The organism is Pantoea dispersa (assembly GCF_019890955.1).
Taxonomy (GTDB): Bacteria; Pseudomonadota; Gammaproteobacteria; order Enterobacterales; family Enterobacteriaceae; genus Pantoea; species Pantoea dispersa.
The window spans coordinates 3,084,714-3,100,138 of the sequence record NZ_CP082346.1; the positions used below are offsets into that span (position 1 = coordinate 3,084,714).

Below are 15,425 nucleotides of genomic sequence, written 5' to 3' on the forward strand. Positions count from 1 at the left end.
GGGACGTCCGTGGCCCCTCTGCAATCACCCGCAACTGGCTTGCCCGGCCGTAAAAAACGGCCAGGTATAAGCAGAGGAGAGTGAAAGCAGAGGACAACTGACGACGCTGCTAAGTGCGTATCCACCCCATCCCAAAATTCACTGACTTTGGGTGGGTTGTCTCGCGCTTGTGCAGCGCCTCAATTGTTTAAGAGCGGGCTCGTCCGGGAGCAGAGATGTCGTCCATCTATGGTCAAATTATTAACAGGTTCTAATGCATTGGCAAACACTGACAGTTAATTTTTTATTTACCGACAGTTAAATTTTTGATTTCAGCCGGATTATTTTTTTGCCGGTTAACGCACTGCTGCTCAGCCCAGAATCTGATAGTCACGCGCCTGGCTCATGATGACGCGGGCAATCACCTGCAGCGACGCCGCTTCGTCCAGCGTCAGATACCAGGTCTCGTAGCGTTTGTTATCGGAGATCACCGCCACCTTCTTGTGCTGTAACTGCAGCCGCTTGAGGTAGAGCTGGTTGTCGAGATTGAACAGATAGATGCCGTCGCCGTCGAAGCGGTGCACGCTGATATCAACGAACAGCTGATCGCGCGGAGCAAAAGTACCGGCCATGGAGTCACTGTTCAGGGCAATCAGCCGGATATTTTCGGCCGGGCGGCCGTTAAACAGCACGCGCGCCTCATCCAGACCGTATTCAATCGCCTGAATGGTCTCGACCAGTTCGTCGCGCGCGACAATACCCTGTGCGCTGCGTTGCCCGATGTCCAGGCTTTCGACGCGGAACATGTGCTGCGGATCGATCAGGCGCTGACGGGCAAGCGCCACATCCGGTTTTTCCATGCCGAACTGCAGCCACTCCACGCGCACGCCTAACAGCTGGCTGAGCGCCAGCAGATTACTGTCATCCGGAATGGATTGCGCGTTAAACCATTTCCAGACCCCTGGAGTTGAGATCCTGCATCCCCGTTGTTGCAGTGCCTGAGCGACCTGTTTGTTCCGTCCATGTCCGACAATTCCCGCGCTCTCGCATGCGGCAATCAGCCTGGCAGTAAAAGCTTGTCTCGTACTCTCTTTTTTAACCATCAGTTAATAGTCTGCCATCAGTAAAAGACTGAATGTTATTTTCATTTTTGCTACCAGTTCATTTTATATTACCGCTAGTTTACTACCCAACCGCTTTTATCAATAAAGCTGGACGATCATTATCCTCTTCGCCCTGGTGGAAACCAGTAATGAATCTCTGACAGCTTGTTCTGACAGGGGTTTTCAGGATTGTTCTGTAACGCTGAGACCAGCACCCACAGCAAAAAATGGGCGAAAAGCCGCAGGCGCGCCACAGATGACAGGAATAAAACGAAAAGCTCTGGAAATAACTGGATCGAAAGCGATCAAAAAGGGCACCGCGTCAGGTGCCCATTATGATGCCGGAGAGAAAACTAACGGCGCAGGGTATCGTCGCCCCAGCCAATCCATTTGTAGGTGGTGAGCGCTTCGAGGCCCATCGGACCGCGCGCATGCAGTTTCTGCGTACTGACCGCCACTTCAGCGCCGAGACCGAACTGGCCGCCGTCGGTAAAGCGGGTGCTGGCGTTGACGTACACCGCCGATGAGTCGACCTGATTCACGAAGCGATTGGCGTTGCCAATACTGCGCGTCAGAATGCCGTCGGAGTGCTGGGTGCCGTGCGCGCGGATGTGCGCGACCGCTTCATTGAGGTCCGCCACCAGCTTGACGTTCAGATCGTTCGACAGCCACTCATCGTCGTATTGGTGCATCTGCACCGCCACCACGCTGGCCGGGCCCTGCTGCAGCAGCGCCAGCGCGTTTTCGTCAGCGTGCAGCGCAATGTTCTCCTGCGCCATACGCTGCAGAAACGCCGGAATGAAACGCTCAGCCTGATCGCGATGAATCAGCAGCGTTTCCAGCGAGTTACAGGCGCTGGGACGCTGCTTCTTGGCGTTGACGATCACCTCCAGCGCGGCGTCCGTCTCCATGGTTTCGTCGAGATAGAGATGGCACACGCCGATACCGCCGGTGATCACCGGAATGGTGGAATTTTCGCGACACAGCTTGTGCAGCCCGGCACCGCCGCGCGGGATCAGCATGTCAACGTAGCGATCCAGCTTCAGCAGCTGATTCACCAGTTCGCGATCAGGGTTCTCAATCGCCTGCACCGCTGCTGCCGGTAAATCATGCTCAATGAGCGCGTTCTGGATCACCCGCACCGTGGCGGCGTTGGTGCGCCAGGTCTCTTTACCGCCGCGCAGAATCGCCGCGTTGCCGGTTTTCAGGCACAGTGACGCCACGTCGACCGTGACGTTCGGGCGCGCTTCGTAGATCACCCCGATCACGCCAAGCGGCACGCGACGTCGCTCAATGCGCAGGCCGCTGTCGAGCAGCCCGCCGTCGATCAGCTGGCCAACCGGATCGGCCAGACGGCACACCTGGCGAACGTCATCCGCGATGCCTTTCAGGCGCTGCGGGTTGAGCGTCAGACGATCGAGCAGCGCCGCGCTCATGCCGTTAGTGCGCGCATCGGCCAGATCCTGCTGGTTAGCCGCCAGAATGTCAGCGCTTTCCGCTTCCAGCCGATCGGCGATGGTCAGCAGTACCTGATTTTTTTGTTCGGTGGAGAGCTCCGCCAGTTTGTACGACGCTTCACGCGCCGCTTTACCCATCTGTTCTAACATCATCCGCTCCTTAACTGACGATCATATCGTCGCGGTGCACCGCAACCGGGCCATATTCGTAACCGAGGATCTCACCAATCTCCTGACTGTGATGACCGGCGATCATGCGCATCGCATCGCTGTTGTAGCGCGTGACGCCGTGGGCGATATCGCGCCCCTGCAGGTTACGGATGCGGATCACTTCGCCGCGCGAGAAATTGCCCTGCACGTCACGGACGCCTTTCGGCAGCAGCGAACTGCCGCGCTCCAGCACCGCCGCCAGCGCGCCGTCGTCAATGGTGATCTCGCCCGCCGGTGGCGCGCCGAAGATCCAGCGCTTGCGGTTTTCCAGCGGTGACTGCTGCGCGTGGAAGCGCGTCCCCACCGGTTTGCCATGCAGCACATCCCCGATCACATCCGCGCGGCTGCCGGCCGCAATGATCACGTCAATGCCGGCGCGACAGGCAACATCCGCCGCCTGCAGTTTGGTGGCCATGCCGCCGGTGCCGAGACCGGAGACGCTGCCGCCAGCCAGCGTGCGCAGCGCATCATCAATCTGATGCACATCGCTGATCAGTTCTGCATCGGGATTGGTGCGCGGATCGGCGGTAAACAGGCCTGGCTGATCGGTCAGCAGCAGCAGTTTATCGGCACCACCGAGCATCGCCGCCAGCGCGGACAGGTTGTCATTATCGCCAACCTTGATTTCCGCGGTTGCCACCGCGTCGTTCTCGTTAATCACCGGCACGATATGGTTGTCGAGCAGCGCGCGCAGCATATCGCGCGCGTAGAGGAAGCGTTCACGGTCTTCCATGTCGGCGCGCGTCAGCAGCATCTGCCCGATATGGATACCGTAGATGGAGAACAGCTGCTCCCACAGCTGGATTAAACGGCTCTGCCCCACCGCAGCCAGCAGCTGCTTTGAGGCGATGGTCGGTGGCAGTTCCGGGTAACCAAGGTGTTCGCGACCGGCGGCAATCGCGCCTGAGGTGACGATGATAATGCGATGACCGGCGGCGTGCAGTTGTGCACACTGCCGAACCAGCTCCACCATATGCGCCCGGTTCAGCCGGCGCGATCCGCCGGTGAGGACGCTGGTACCCAATTTGACCACCAGGGTCTGACTGCCACTCATGTTTTTCCTGCCATGTAAGAAAAAAATCTGCGAAGGGACGTTTTAACAGGAGTCAGCAAGGAAGCCAACAGCGGCAAGGGGAAAAGCACAAAAAACGCCTGACAAGCGGGTAGACCAAAAGTTCGCGATTAACAAGAAATCAGAAAAAATGTCATAAAACCTTCATTGCCAGTCGGTAAAACGTCCCGTGTTTTACAAACCTTTTCACGGGTACAACAAATTTTACTCATTGGGATTGATAGCAAAATGAAGAAAAGCACACTGGCACTCATCGTTTCCGCGCTGGCTCTGGCCTCAACCGCACAAGCCGCAGAAGTTTATAACAAAGACGGTAACAAACTGGATCTGTACGGTCGTGTGAAAGGCATGCACTACTTCAGCGACAACGCAGCCGCTGACGGCGACAAAACTTACATCCGTCTGGGCTTCAAAGGGCAGACGCAGATTAACGACCTGATGACCGGCTACGGTCAGTGGGAATATCAGTTCCAGGGTAACCGCGCAGAAACCAACACCGACGCTAACATCGGTAACAAAACCCGTCTGGGCTTTGCCGGTCTGAAGTTTGGTAACTACGGCTCTGTTGATTACGGTCGTAACTACGGCGTGGTTTACGATGTGCTGGCATGGACCGACGTGCTGCCAGAATTCGGTGGCGACAGCGCCTACACCGACACCTACATGCTGGGCCGTACTTCTGGCGTCGCCACTTACCGCAACAGCAATTTCTTCGGTCTGGTGGATGGCCTGCGTTTCGCGGTGCAGTATCAGGGCAAGAACGATTCCACCAGCGCCAACGGCCGTTCAGAGATTCCTAAGCAGAACGGCGACGGTTACGGTGCGTCACTGGGTTACACCCTCGGCGATAGCGGTGTCAGCCTGATGAGTGCGATCTCCTCTGCTGACCGGACCAACTCGCAGGACGTGGCGACCCGTCTGGGCCGTGGTGACAAAGCGGAAGCCTGGGGCGCGGGCATCAAATATGACGCGAACAGCATCTACCTGGCATCGACCTACTCTGAAACCCGTAACATGACGCCAATCACGGGCGGCGTGGCGAATAAAACGCAGAACTTTGAAGTGGTTGCGCAGTATCAGTTCGACTTCGGTCTGCGTCCATCGCTGGGCTATGTGCAGAGCAAAGGCAAAGACATTGAAGGCATTGGCGATGCGGACATCGTGAAATATGTCGACGTGGCGATGACGTACTACTTCAACAAAAACATGTCGGCCATGGTTGACTACAAAATCAACCAGCTGGATGACAACAACCCGCTGGGCATCAACAGCGATGACGTGGTGGCGGTCGGTCTGACCTACCAGTTCTAAGCGTCAGCATTACCCTGTCTGTGTCTGTAAAAAAGAGCCGGCTCATCACCGGCTCTTTCTTATTCAGGTCTGACTCAGGTTCAGGCGCTGAGTTTAACCGGCTCTTCTTTGAACCCTGCCGCGGGCCTGAGATCAAGCTTAAACTCATGCAGCGTGGCTTTCAGGCGCTCGTGGAAATTACGCAGCGTGCTCTCCACTTTCTCATTGTTCTCTTTGCCCTTGATGGCGGCCACGCTCCAGTCGCCGTCTTTATCAAACAGGCCGAAGTGGTATTCGTAAGTGAAGTGATCTTCATAGGCGTTCAGCGTCATCCACCAGCCCCAGAACTCGCGGCTTTCCGGCGCCGGTTTGACGTTGACGCACGCCGCCAGGCAATCAAAGAAGAAACGCGTCTCTTCACACTGTCCTTCACGGATGTACGGCCCCAATTCGGTGAAGCGCTTAAGCAGGCGACTACGGGGGTGACCACTCGGTAACGTCATGCTAACTCTCTCCCTCAAATAAACCGTATAAAACGCAGCGCGGCGGCAAAACGCCACCGCACGTATTTTCCCGAAGATAAGTTGTAGCAGAGTCTGCGTATTTCGCCAGTTAGCGCTGCAACTGTTTTGCCAGCCAGTCGCAAATTTGATTGAGCGCCTTATCAAAGCTGGCAAACACTGGCGTGGCGGGAATCGCCAGCGCCTTGCCCTGTGCCGAGGAGTTGACGATCAGCTGCGCCTCCTCTTCCGGGCTGAACAGATCGTTGGGCCAGAAAGCGGCCAGCATCGGCACCGGCGTCCGGCGACCCAGCAAGCCCTGCACTTTGAGCGAATAGCGGTTGAGCTCGATGCGCAGATTGCTGTCGGAGGTCGACGACATGCCCAGCCGGCTGGCCAGCATGTCCATATACATATCCGGCAGTTGCTGCTGGCGCTGCGCATCGACAAACACGTGATGCACCATCGGCCCGAGCGACGCCACCGCGCGCAGACGCGGCACCTCAAGGTAAGCCAGCCGCGTTGCCACGTTGGCGCCAAAGCGGTAACCGAACAGCGCCACGCGCGTGTGGTCAATCCACGGCACGTTGCTCAGCTCGCGCAGCACCTGCTGATACAGCTGGCTGGTGTCCTGGTTAAGCGTCCATTTGCTGCTGAAACCCACCGACGGCATATCCAGCGTCAGCATGGCGATGCCGCGCGGTGCCAGATAATCGTGAAACAGCCGGTAATGGTCGCTCTGCAGCGAGTCGAGGCCGCCGCACAGCAGCACGGTGGGATACGGCGCGCTGGCCTGCGCCGGCATATGCAGGAAGCCGGTGACCGGACTGCCGCCGCTGATGGGAAAGGTCAGGGATTTCAGCTCGCCGGGCAGGCGCTGGGTGGCTTCTTCATAAGCGCGATTCGCCAGCACCTGCGCCTGATCCGCCAGCTCATCACCTTTAATGTAGGGATACGCGGCCAGGCTGTACAGATTGGCGGCATGCAGCCACTGCTGGCCGGCCTCATCGTGATCGGCGTTCTGCATCGCGCGCTGCTGCCACAGCGCCGCCTGCTTCGACCACTCATAGTTCCAGTTGCCGCCGCGATAGCCAATCACCGTATCCAGCAGCGTTTCGTCGGTGTGTTCAAACTCACTGACGGCAATGCGCGCCAGCACTTCGCTGATCTCCTGCGGCGCCAGGCCGCGCCACGTCCACAGCAGCTTATTCAGCATGCGATACCAGCCGCGCTGGGTATCGCCTTCCAGGGCATTGTGCACCTGCGCCGTCGGGTGGTGCTGGCGATGCACCAGCGAGGAGGTTTCCGGGTGTTTGAAGCGGGGTTTGAACAGTTCTTCGCTGAGGTTTTTCTCGGCCATCTTAAGCTTCTCCTGCGGCAGTCGCATAGATGGCTAAGAGTGTACTGCACCCGCCGCACGGGCGCGAGGCGCAGAAAGCACAACGCCCGGCATAACCGGGCGTTGTTTGCGTTGCATCAATCAGCTTTTTACAATCGGCGGAATGTACACCACGCCCATGTCCCACGGCTGCTCGATCCAGGTGTTCTGCGGAATATCGACAATGTAGTCGTCCACCAGCGCGCGGCCAGCCGGCTTGGCGAAGATGGTGCAGAAACGCGCTTTTGGATACATATCACGAATCGCCTGCGCGGTACCGCCGGTATCCACCAGATCGTCGATGACCACAAAACCTTCACCGTCGCCTTCTGCGCGCTTCAGCACTTTCATTTCACGCTGGTGATCGTGATCGTAACTGGAGATGCACACGGTATCGACGTAGCGAATCCCCAGTTCACGCGCCAGCAGCGATGCCGGAACCAGACCACCGCGGCTGACCGCGATGATGCCTTTCCACTGTTCCACAGGAAGCAGGCGCTGGGCCAGTTTACGGGCATGAATCTGCAGCATGTCCCAGGTAACGACGTATTTTTCGCTCATAAAAGGAATCCCGGCCAATGAGATTGGCTTAAAAATATGCAAGGGGGAAAAGGTTGCGCGAGATTATAAGGATCTGACGCGTTAAAAACCAGCACCCGTCACATCGGTTGCAGGTTTTTAGCGCGCCCGATGGCGCACCCGGCAGGAAACAGTGATATTCTCTGGCCCATCACGTCAGATGTGCTGACGGCGATCTTTCACTGGAAACCCGCGTGCGAGCGGTATGTCCGCCGCGCTGACACAGGAGACGCGTTGTGTCTGAATTGTCTCAACTTTCCCCGCAGCCGCTGTGGGATATCTTCGCAAAAATCTGCTCGATTCCGCACCCTTCTTACCATGAAGAAGCGCTGGCCGAATACGTTGTTGGCTGGGCTAAAGAGCAAGGTTTCTGGGTTGAACGCGATCAGGTCGGCAATATCCTGATTCGTAAACCTGCTACCGCAGGCATGGAAAACCGTACTCCGGTGGCGCTGCAGGCGCACCTTGATATGGTGCCGCAGAAGAACAATGACACGGTACACGACTTCACCAAAGACCCGATTCAGCCGTACGTTGATGGCGAGTGGGTGAAAGCGCGCGGCACCACGCTGGGTGCGGATAACGGTATCGGTATGGCCTCTGCGCTGGCGGTGCTGGCGGACAACAGTCTGACCCACGGTCCGCTGGAAGTGCTGCTGACCATGACCGAAGAGTCGGGCATGGACGGCGCCTTCGGTCTGCAACCAAACTGGCTGCAGGCGGACATCCTGATCAACACCGACTCGGAAGAGGAAGGTGAGATCTATATGGGCTGCGCCGGGGGTATCGACTTTATCACTACCCTGCCGCTGAGCCGCGAGGCCGTGCCTGCCGGTTTCGAAACCCTGAAGCTGACGCTGAAAGGTTTGAAAGGTGGCCACTCCGGCGCGGACATTCATCTTGGTCTCGGCAACGCCAACAAGCTGCTGGCGCGCTTCCTTGCCGTGCACGCGGCTGAGCTGGATATCCGTCTGATTGAGTTCACCGGCGGTACGCTGCGCAATGCGATTCCGCGCGAGGCGTTCGCTACGCTGGCCATCGACAGCCATAAAGTGGATGCGCTGAAGTCTGCTGCCGCCCATTTCCAGGCCACGCTGCAGAATGAGCTGGGCAGTAAAGAGAAGAACGTCACCGTGCTGAGCGAGCCGCTGGCGCATCAGGGCCAGGCGTTGACCGCAGACAGCCGCGATCGCTTCATCAACCTGCTGAACAGCACGCCAAACGGTGTGATTCGCAACTCGGACGTGGCAAAAGGCGTGGTGGAAACCTCGCTTAACGTCGGCGTGGTCACCATGGAGCAGGACAGCGCCGAGATCATCTGCCTGATTCGCTCGCTGATCGACACCGGTAAAGATTGGGTGGTCGAAACCCTGACTTCGCTGGGTGCGCTGGCCGGGGCGAAAACCGCGCCGAAAGGCGGTTACCCGGGCTGGCAGCCGGATGCCGACTCGCCCATCATGGCGCTGACGCGTAAGACCTATGAAGCGCTGTTTGGTAAGACGCCAAACATTCAGGTGATTCACGCCGGTCTGGAGTGCGGTCTGTTCAAAAAACCGTATCCGGACATGGACATGGTATCGATTGGGCCTACCATCACCGGTCCGCACTCGCCGGACGAGCAGGTGCACATCGACAGCGTCGGTCTGTACTGGAAACTGCTGACCGCGCTGCTGAACGTAGTACCGGAAAAAGCGTAACGCCGTTGCGATAAAAAAAATCCTGCCTCCGGGCAGGATTTTTTATTTACGGTAACGGTGCCACGTCAGGCGACCGCGCTGTAGCTCTCTTCCAGCGGCAGCATCTCCAGTGACGGCAGCGTCTCACTGCGTGCCAGCTGAACGCCGCTCTCGACGCGCAGATCGAGGTTGTCCAGACTGAGCGTGGCGGGAGAGGCAGACTGCGGCGACTCACTGAACAGCTGCGGCGCAGCATCGCTTAGCAGCGACGTCAGCGTCAGCGAGCTTTTATCCAGCGTCAGCATCGTGAAATCCTCTTCAACCGGCTCTTCAACCACCAGGCTGAACGCTTCGGTCTTCAGATGACGCCCCTGAATTTCGAAGTTATGCTCACCCGGCTCAAGGTGCCATTTGGGTTCCAGCGTCCACTCACCTTTGCTGTTTACCTTAGCGGAACCGACTTTTTCGCCGTTATCCAGCAGATAAATGAATTCGCCCGGCAAGCCAGTGCCTTTAAACTGCGGCTTGCTGTCATCGGTGATATCGCCTGGCTGCAGCAGCGCCGGCTCGTTGACATCATCCAGCACCTGAGTAATTTTCAGCTCAACGACAGTGATCGGCATGGTGTTGCCGCCTGTACCCGCGACTTTCGCCACCAGATCATGATCACCCACCGCGAGATCGCTGTGCGGCTGGAATTGCCACATGCCATCCGGCTGGATCTTCACGCTACCGATCGACACGCCGTTATCGAAAATTTCCACCAGCGCGCCAGCGCGCCCCTGGCCGGTCATGACCGGACGACGATCGTAGAAGTTGCCGTTTTCAGAGATGTAGTCAACGTTGCGCACGTTATCGTCCAGCCACAGGATCTCCGGCGCGTCTTCCATTGCGGCCACGATCTCAACATAGAAAGGCTGGCTGTAAAAACCGTCGCTTACCACCATCAGTTTATGTGAACCCACCGGTAAGTCGCGCACCGGCTCAATCTGCCACAGTCCATTCTCATTGACGATGGCACTGCCTAATACCGTACCGCCCACAATCAGTTTAACCAGGCTGCCCGGCTGACCCATGCCGCTTGCTTTGGGACGCGTATCATCGGTGACGCCATTATTGCCGATGGTTCCTTCCATCCCGACATCATCGTACAGATTCAGAATGCGGTTTTCCGCCACCACGTCAATCTTCCACGGCGCGCTCTTCTTACCGTTGCTGTCGACCACCAGACTGTAGCTGCCCGGATCCAGATCGCGGTACGGCTCCATCGTCCAGTTACCGTGCGCATCTACAAGGGTGTTCGCCACCTGAATCCCGTTAGCCAGCAGCGTGACGGTTTCGCCCGGAATGCCTTTGCCGCTCAGGGTTGGCCGTGCATCGTCGGTTTTGCTGCCGTTGGCAACATTACCAGCATGGTAGCCCGCATCGTCATACACCGCGTGGATCTCCGGTGCCTGCCCCTGCATAGGCACAATGTTAATCGGATAGATGTCGCTGACCGAGTCGCCATTGCTGACCCAGAGCTTATTCAGACCATAACGCAGTTCGATATCCGGCTTGATACTCCAGTTACCTTGCGCATCCGAACGCGCGCTGCCGAGGATACCGCCAGAATCCAGCAGCCAGATGGTGGTGTGCGGCAGCGCGGTGCCGCTGACAATCGGACGGCGATCGTCGCTGTCTTTACCCGGCTCAACCACCCCCACTTCATTCACATTGTCATGAATAGCCACGATCACCGGCTCAGATCCTTCACGGATCACCACGTTGAGTTCAACCGGCTCACTGACCACGCCATTGATGTAAACCGCGAGGTGGTGTTTACCCAGCGCCAAATCGTTAGTCGGCTGCAGCGTCCAGTTGCCCTGCTTATCCACCACGGTATAAGCAATGCCGCGGCCATTGTCCATCAGCCACACCACCGCACCCGGCGTGCCCACGCCTTTCAGCAGCGGACGACGATCGTCGGTATCATCACCAGTCTTCAGCAGGCCGGTTTCATCCACGCGGTCAAAGATTTCCAGAATTTCCGGTTTGATGGTTTTCACCGGCACCACCTCGACCTTAAAGCCGCTGCTGGTCATGCCCTGGCTCTGCACCGTCAGGTTATGTTCACCTAATGGCAGATCGCGCGACGGCTGCAGGCTCCAGTTGCCTTTGGCATCAATGCGGGTCTGGCCGATTACCGTACCGTTATCCAGCAGCGTCACGGTGGCCCCCGGCGTGCCGCTGCCTTTGATCAGCGGGCGGCGATCGTCGGTCTTGTCACCGTGCAGCACATTACCGGTTTCACCCACGTTATCGTACAGTGAGAGAATTTTCGGCGGCTCGACGTTGACTGAGGAGATATTGATCGCGTAAGGCTCGCTGTACTGGCCCTGACTGGATAACCGGAAACTGTGTGCTCCCGGCGGTAAGTCATACCCGAAGGTCACGTCAAAGGTCCCGTCGCGCCCGGCCTGAAACTGGTAAATAACCCGATTGTTGTCATAGAGGTAAATCATCGCCCCCGGATTCGCTTTACCGGTAATGCGTGGACGCACATCGTCAGTGAACCCGCCGCGTGAAACGACGCCGGTCTCGCCAACATCATCATAGATTGACGTAATGGTCGGGCGGGTTGAGTAATAATTTGCCATGTTGCACCTTGAGTGAGGAGTGTAAAAGCGTGCATTGTTGGCGATTCATTAGTGGAACGATGTACGAAACGTCCCGAAGAGAGCGGAAGCGGGCGCGGCGTTACAGTCCCAGCACCAGCTGGCGCTCCAGCTGTGGATTTACCAGCGTGACGTGCAGCCCCACCAGCCGCACACCGCGTCCGGCGCGGCGCTCATCCCAGGCCTGACGCGCCACGGCGATCATGTCGTCTTTATTCAGCACCGGCCAGACATGCTCCTGGGTGGTGAGCTGGAAATCGTTGAACTTCAGCTTTACGCCCTGGCGTGCAATCTGCTTATCCGGGCGGATCGCGCTGAGACGGCGATCGAGCTCGGCATAGAGAAAATCAATAATCTCCAGGCACTGCTCCCAGTGATGGATGTCCTCGCCCAGCGTACGCTCGACGCCCAGCGATTTGCGCTCGCGCTCCACCACTACGTCACGATCGTCGATGCCGTTGCTGCGCTCCCACAGCACGCGGCCAAATTTTCCAAAGCGCTTCAGCAGCTGCGCCAGATCGGCCTGTTGTACGTCAGCACAAGTGCGCAGCCCCATCTCTTCGAGCTTTTTGGTGGCCACTTTACCCACGCCGGGAATCTTGCTCAGCGGCAGCGTCAGCAGAAAGTCCGGCATCGCCTGCGGCGTGATCACATACTGGCCGTCAGGCTTGTTCATGTCTGAGGCGATTTTGGCGAGGAACTTGATCGGCGCAATGCCGGCGGACGCGGTCAGGCCGGTTTCGCGCAGGATATCGGCGCGAATCGCCTGCGCCATCAGCGTGGCCGATCCCTGGCAGTGTTCACTGTCGGTGACGTCCAGGTAGGCTTCATCCAGCGACAATGGCTCAATCAGTGGCGTATAGCGGGTAAAGATGGCGCGAATCTGCTGCGAAGCTTCTTTATAGGCATCAAAGCGGCCGGGCAGCAGTTTCAGATGGGGACAGAGGCGCAGCGCCGTGGCGGTCGGCATCGCGCTGCGCACGCCATATTTCCGCGCCGGATAGTTGGCGGTGCTGATCACCCCACGCTGCACGCGGCTGCCGCCGATGGCAATCGGGATATCACGTAATGAAGGATCGTCACGCATTTCCACTGCCGCGAAAAAGCAGTCCATATCGACATGAATGATTTTGCGCATACGCCCCTCCGGATACTGGATAAGTATACAGCAGAGAAAAACAACGGCAATATTTGTGGCGCGTGCGATTAAAGTTTACAAATTTGTGGCCGTATTCCCTTTAGGATTGCACCATTTTCTCGGACTCCGGCTTGATTAAACGCCAGACAATGATAATGTTGCGCTGCGGTAGCGGATATTTCCGATAATGCAATACAGTGACGCACTGCGTCAGCGTTCCTCTTCACTTCAAGGTACACACAGAATGGGCAGAATCGCATTATTGTTTGCGATGATTCTTATGCCGCTCCTGAGCTGGGCAATGACGCCTGAGCCAATGCAGCCGCTGGCTCCGGTGAGCAAAGAGTTAAAGAAACAATTACTGGGTACACCGGTATTTATTCAGATCTTCAAGGAAGAGCGTACGCTGGAACTGTACGGCAAAATCGGTAATGAATATCGTCTGCTGGACAGCTATCGCATCTGTAACTTCTCCGGCGGCCTCGGGCCGAAACGTCGTCAGGGCGATTTTAAAAGTCCGGAAGGCTTTTATAACGTGAAGATGAATCAGCTTAAGCCGGACAGCCGTTTTTATCGCGCCATCAATACCGGATTCCCGAATCAGTACGATCGCGCCAAAGGCTATAACGGTAACTATCTGATGATTCACGGCGATTGCGTGTCCGTGGGCTGCTATGCCATGACCAACGCATCGATGGATGAGATCTTCACTTACGTGAACGCCGCGCTGCGTAACGGTCAGCAGGATGTGCAGGTCAACATCTTCCCGTTCCGCATGACCGACAGCAACATGCAGCGTCATCGTTACTCGACTTACATCAGCTTCTGGCGTGAACTGCAGCCGGGCTATGCTTACTTCGCCAAATACCACGTGCCGCCAACGGTCAACGTGACGGCAACCGGTCAGTATGCGGTGAACAACACGCCGGTCATGACCACGCCGGAAGCGGCGTCGAAATCATTCCTGGCGCTCACCCAGGTAAAATAATGCCCACTCACCTGGCACGATGCGGTGCCAGGTTTCATTACCGGTCAGCGGCTGCGTCGCAATCACCGTCACCACGTCTTTCGGCGTCGTCTGCTGCAGGAAGTCAATCTCCACATCCTGATCGAGCAGCTTCGCTTTGCCAAACGGCGCGCGGCGCGTAATCCAGTACAGATTGGTTGAGCAGAAGGCCATCAGATAGCGTCCGTCAGACAGCAGCATATTGAACACGCCCTTCTGACGCAGCTCCGTCGCCAGTTCCGCCACATAGCGAAACACCGCCGGCCAGTTGCCCGGCGTGCGCGGATAGCGCTCAGCCAGCTTATGCAGAATCCAGCAAAACGCCTTTTCGCTGTCGGTTTCGCCTACCGGACGGAAATGCCCGGTCTCCAGCTGGCGATAGCCCTTTAGCTGGCCGTTATGCGCGTAAGTCCAGTTGCGGCCCCACAGTTCGCGGGTAAACGGATGGGTATTTTCCAGTGACACCTGGCCGCGATTGGCCTGACGAATATGCGCCACCACCGAATGCGACTTGATCGGATACTCCTGCACCAGGCGGGCAATCGGCGAGTTGTAGCTCGGCAGCGGATCTTTAAAGGTGCGGCAGCCTTTATCTTCGTAAAAGGTGATGCCCCAGCCATCTTTGTGCGGCCCGGTTCCACCGCCACGCTGCACCAGACCGGTAAAACTGAAACAGATATCCGTGGGGACATTGGCGCTCATCCCGAGCAATTCGCACATAGCAACCGCCTTATCAGAACCTCCCGCGGGCGCGGGAGGAGCACGTCATCACTTAACCATCTCTTTTTCGATTAACAGCATCAGGATGTGGATCACTTTGATGTGAATCTCCTGAATGCGATCGGCATATCCAAAGTGCGGCACGCGAATTTCGATATCGGCCGTACCGGCCATTTTGCCGCCGTCTTTGCCGGTCAGGGTAATCACTTTCATGCCTTTGGCGCGCGCGGCTTCTACGGCTTTGATGATGTTGGCCGAGTTACCCGAAGTGGACAGCCCCAGCAGCACATCGCCCTCGCGCCCGACCGCCTCGATGTAGCGGGAGAACACATAGTCGTAGCCAAAATCGTTGCTGACGCAGGAGAGATGGCTGACATCCGAAATGGCGATGGCCGGATAGCCAGGACGATTTTCGCGGTAGCGCCCGGTCAGCTCCTCAGCGAAGTGCATGGCATCGCAGTGCGAGCCGCCGTTGCCGCAGGAGAGCACTTTGCCACCGGCTTTGAAGCTGTCGGCCAGCAGCACGGCTGCGCGCTGAATGGCGTGAATGTTGGCTTCATCACTCAGGAACTTATTGAGCGTATCGGCGGCTTCATTGAGTTCTGAGCGAATAATGTCCTGATACATAGGGATGTCCTTTAGAGGAAAATTGACCCAGCA

Annotated in this window: 13 protein-coding genes; 3 read left to right on the top strand and 10 right to left on the bottom strand. The window is 57.4% G+C overall.

All coding sequences use genetic code 11. The annotated features are described in order from the left end of the window. Nucleotides 1-350 precede the first annotated feature (350 nt). From K7H94_RS14535 to proB, 3 genes are all read right to left on the bottom strand, one after another. Nucleotides 351-1,082, bottom strand: a complete 732-nt coding sequence (locus K7H94_RS14535; protein WP_031279669.1) for a S24 family peptidase — start codon at nucleotides 1,080-1,082, stop codon at nucleotides 351-353. A 353-nt stretch (nucleotides 1,083-1,435) separates the two neighbouring features. Continuing rightward, the gene (proA, locus tag K7H94_RS14540) at nucleotides 1,436-2,689 is read right to left on the bottom strand and encodes a glutamate-5-semialdehyde dehydrogenase (protein ID WP_222952056.1); all 1,254 of its coding nucleotides are present in this window, start codon (nucleotides 2,687-2,689) and stop codon (nucleotides 1,436-1,438) included. Between the two features lie 10 nt (nucleotides 2,690-2,699). Beyond that, nucleotides 2,700-3,803, bottom strand: coding sequence for a glutamate 5-kinase (proB, locus tag K7H94_RS14545; RefSeq protein WP_222951239.1), 1,104 nt, complete (start codon nucleotides 3,801-3,803; stop codon nucleotides 2,700-2,702). A gap of 246 nt (nucleotides 3,804-4,049) precedes the next feature. Between proB and ompC the strand changes: the two genes are divergently transcribed. Continuing rightward, nucleotides 4,050-5,132 (top strand): porin OmpC, encoded by a 1,083-nt coding sequence (gene ompC, locus K7H94_RS14550; RefSeq protein WP_021507277.1) that lies wholly within the window; start codon nucleotides 4,050-4,052, stop codon nucleotides 5,130-5,132. An 80-nt stretch (nucleotides 5,133-5,212) separates the two neighbouring features. On the opposite strand, the gene crl is transcribed toward ompC, so the two are convergent. The 3 genes from crl to gpt form a co-directional block, all read right to left on the bottom strand. After that, complete coding sequence (gene crl, locus K7H94_RS14555) at nucleotides 5,213-5,614, bottom strand: sigma factor-binding protein Crl (RefSeq protein WP_021313042.1); 402 nt, start codon at nucleotides 5,612-5,614, stop codon at nucleotides 5,213-5,215. Between the two features lie 109 nt (nucleotides 5,615-5,723). Next, entirely contained in the window at nucleotides 5,724-6,971 is a 1,248-nt protein-coding gene (gene frsA / locus K7H94_RS14560) for an esterase FrsA (protein WP_222951240.1), read from the bottom strand. Nucleotides 6,972-7,091: 120 nt separating this feature from the next. Then, nucleotides 7,092-7,550: a xanthine phosphoribosyltransferase gene (gene gpt, locus K7H94_RS14565; protein ID WP_021507279.1), complete on the bottom strand. Its 459-nt coding sequence runs from the start codon at nucleotides 7,548-7,550 to the stop codon at nucleotides 7,092-7,094. A gap of 254 nt (nucleotides 7,551-7,804) precedes the next feature. Here gpt and pepD point away from each other — a divergent pair, with 254 nt between their 5' ends. Then, a complete protein-coding gene (gene pepD, locus K7H94_RS14570) occupies nucleotides 7,805-9,265 on the top strand; it encodes a beta-Ala-His dipeptidase (protein WP_058776015.1) in 1,461 nt (486 codons plus the stop codon). 65 nt (nucleotides 9,266-9,330) lie between these two features. Here pepD and K7H94_RS14575 read toward each other — a convergent pair whose 3' ends face one another. Both K7H94_RS14575 and dinB read right to left on the bottom strand, forming a co-directional pair. Further along, a complete protein-coding gene (locus K7H94_RS14575) occupies nucleotides 9,331-11,883 on the bottom strand; it encodes an Ig-like domain-containing protein (RefSeq protein WP_222951241.1) in 2,553 nt (850 codons plus the stop codon). 100 nt (nucleotides 11,884-11,983) lie between these two features. Next, on the bottom strand, nucleotides 11,984-13,039 hold the full coding sequence (gene dinB, locus K7H94_RS14580; RefSeq protein WP_058758014.1) for a DNA polymerase IV: 1,056 nt from the start codon (nucleotides 13,037-13,039) through the stop codon (nucleotides 11,984-11,986). Nucleotides 13,040-13,283: 244 nt separating this feature from the next. Here dinB and dpaA point away from each other — a divergent pair, with 244 nt between their 5' ends. Next, nucleotides 13,284-14,027, top strand: a complete 744-nt coding sequence (gene dpaA / locus K7H94_RS14585) for a peptidoglycan meso-diaminopimelic acid protein amidase (RefSeq protein ID WP_021507282.1) — start codon at nucleotides 13,284-13,286, stop codon at nucleotides 14,025-14,027. Here dpaA and K7H94_RS14590 read toward each other — a convergent pair. Beyond that, the gene (locus K7H94_RS14590) at nucleotides 13,998-14,765 is read right to left on the bottom strand and encodes a class II glutamine amidotransferase (RefSeq protein ID WP_127833720.1); all 768 of its coding nucleotides are present in this window, start codon (nucleotides 14,763-14,765) and stop codon (nucleotides 13,998-14,000) included. The genes dpaA and K7H94_RS14590 overlap by 30 nt on opposite strands. 48 nt (nucleotides 14,766-14,813) lie before the next feature. Next, on the bottom strand, nucleotides 14,814-15,392 hold the full coding sequence (gene lpcA, locus K7H94_RS14595; protein WP_021507284.1) for a D-sedoheptulose 7-phosphate isomerase: 579 nt from the start codon (nucleotides 15,390-15,392) through the stop codon (nucleotides 14,814-14,816). Nucleotides 15,393-15,425 lie beyond the last annotated feature (33 nt).

Coding starts and splice junctions, on each gene's coding strand:
- dpaA (WP_021507282.1), top strand. CDS start 13,284: ATGGGCAGAATCGCATTATTGTTTGCGATGATTCTTATGCCGCTCCTG.
- proB (WP_222951239.1), bottom strand. CDS start 3,803: ATGAGTGGCAGTCAGACCCTGGTGGTCAAATTGGGTACCAGCGTCCTC.
- dinB (WP_058758014.1), bottom strand. CDS start 13,039: ATGCGCAAAATCATTCATGTCGATATGGACTGCTTTTTCGCGGCAGTG.
- K7H94_RS14590 (WP_127833720.1), bottom strand. CDS start 14,765: ATGTGCGAATTGCTCGGGATGAGCGCCAATGTCCCCACGGATATCTGT.
- ompC (WP_021507277.1), top strand. CDS start 4,050: ATGAAGAAAAGCACACTGGCACTCATCGTTTCCGCGCTGGCTCTGGCC.
- frsA (WP_222951240.1), bottom strand. CDS start 6,971: ATGGCCGAGAAAAACCTCAGCGAAGAACTGTTCAAACCCCGCTTCAAA.
- gpt (WP_021507279.1), bottom strand. CDS start 7,550: ATGAGCGAAAAATACGTCGTTACCTGGGACATGCTGCAGATTCATGCC.
- proA (WP_222952056.1), bottom strand. CDS start 2,689: ATGTTAGAACAGATGGGTAAAGCGGCGCGTGAAGCGTCGTACAAACTG.
- crl (WP_021313042.1), bottom strand. CDS start 5,614: ATGACGTTACCGAGTGGTCACCCCCGTAGTCGCCTGCTTAAGCGCTTC.
- K7H94_RS14575 (WP_222951241.1), bottom strand. CDS start 11,883: ATGGCAAATTATTACTCAACCCGCCCGACCATTACGTCAATCTATGAT.
- lpcA (WP_021507284.1), bottom strand. CDS start 15,392: ATGTATCAGGACATTATTCGCTCAGAACTCAATGAAGCCGCCGATACG.
- K7H94_RS14535 (WP_031279669.1), bottom strand. CDS start 1,082: ATGGTTAAAAAAGAGAGTACGAGACAAGCTTTTACTGCCAGGCTGATT.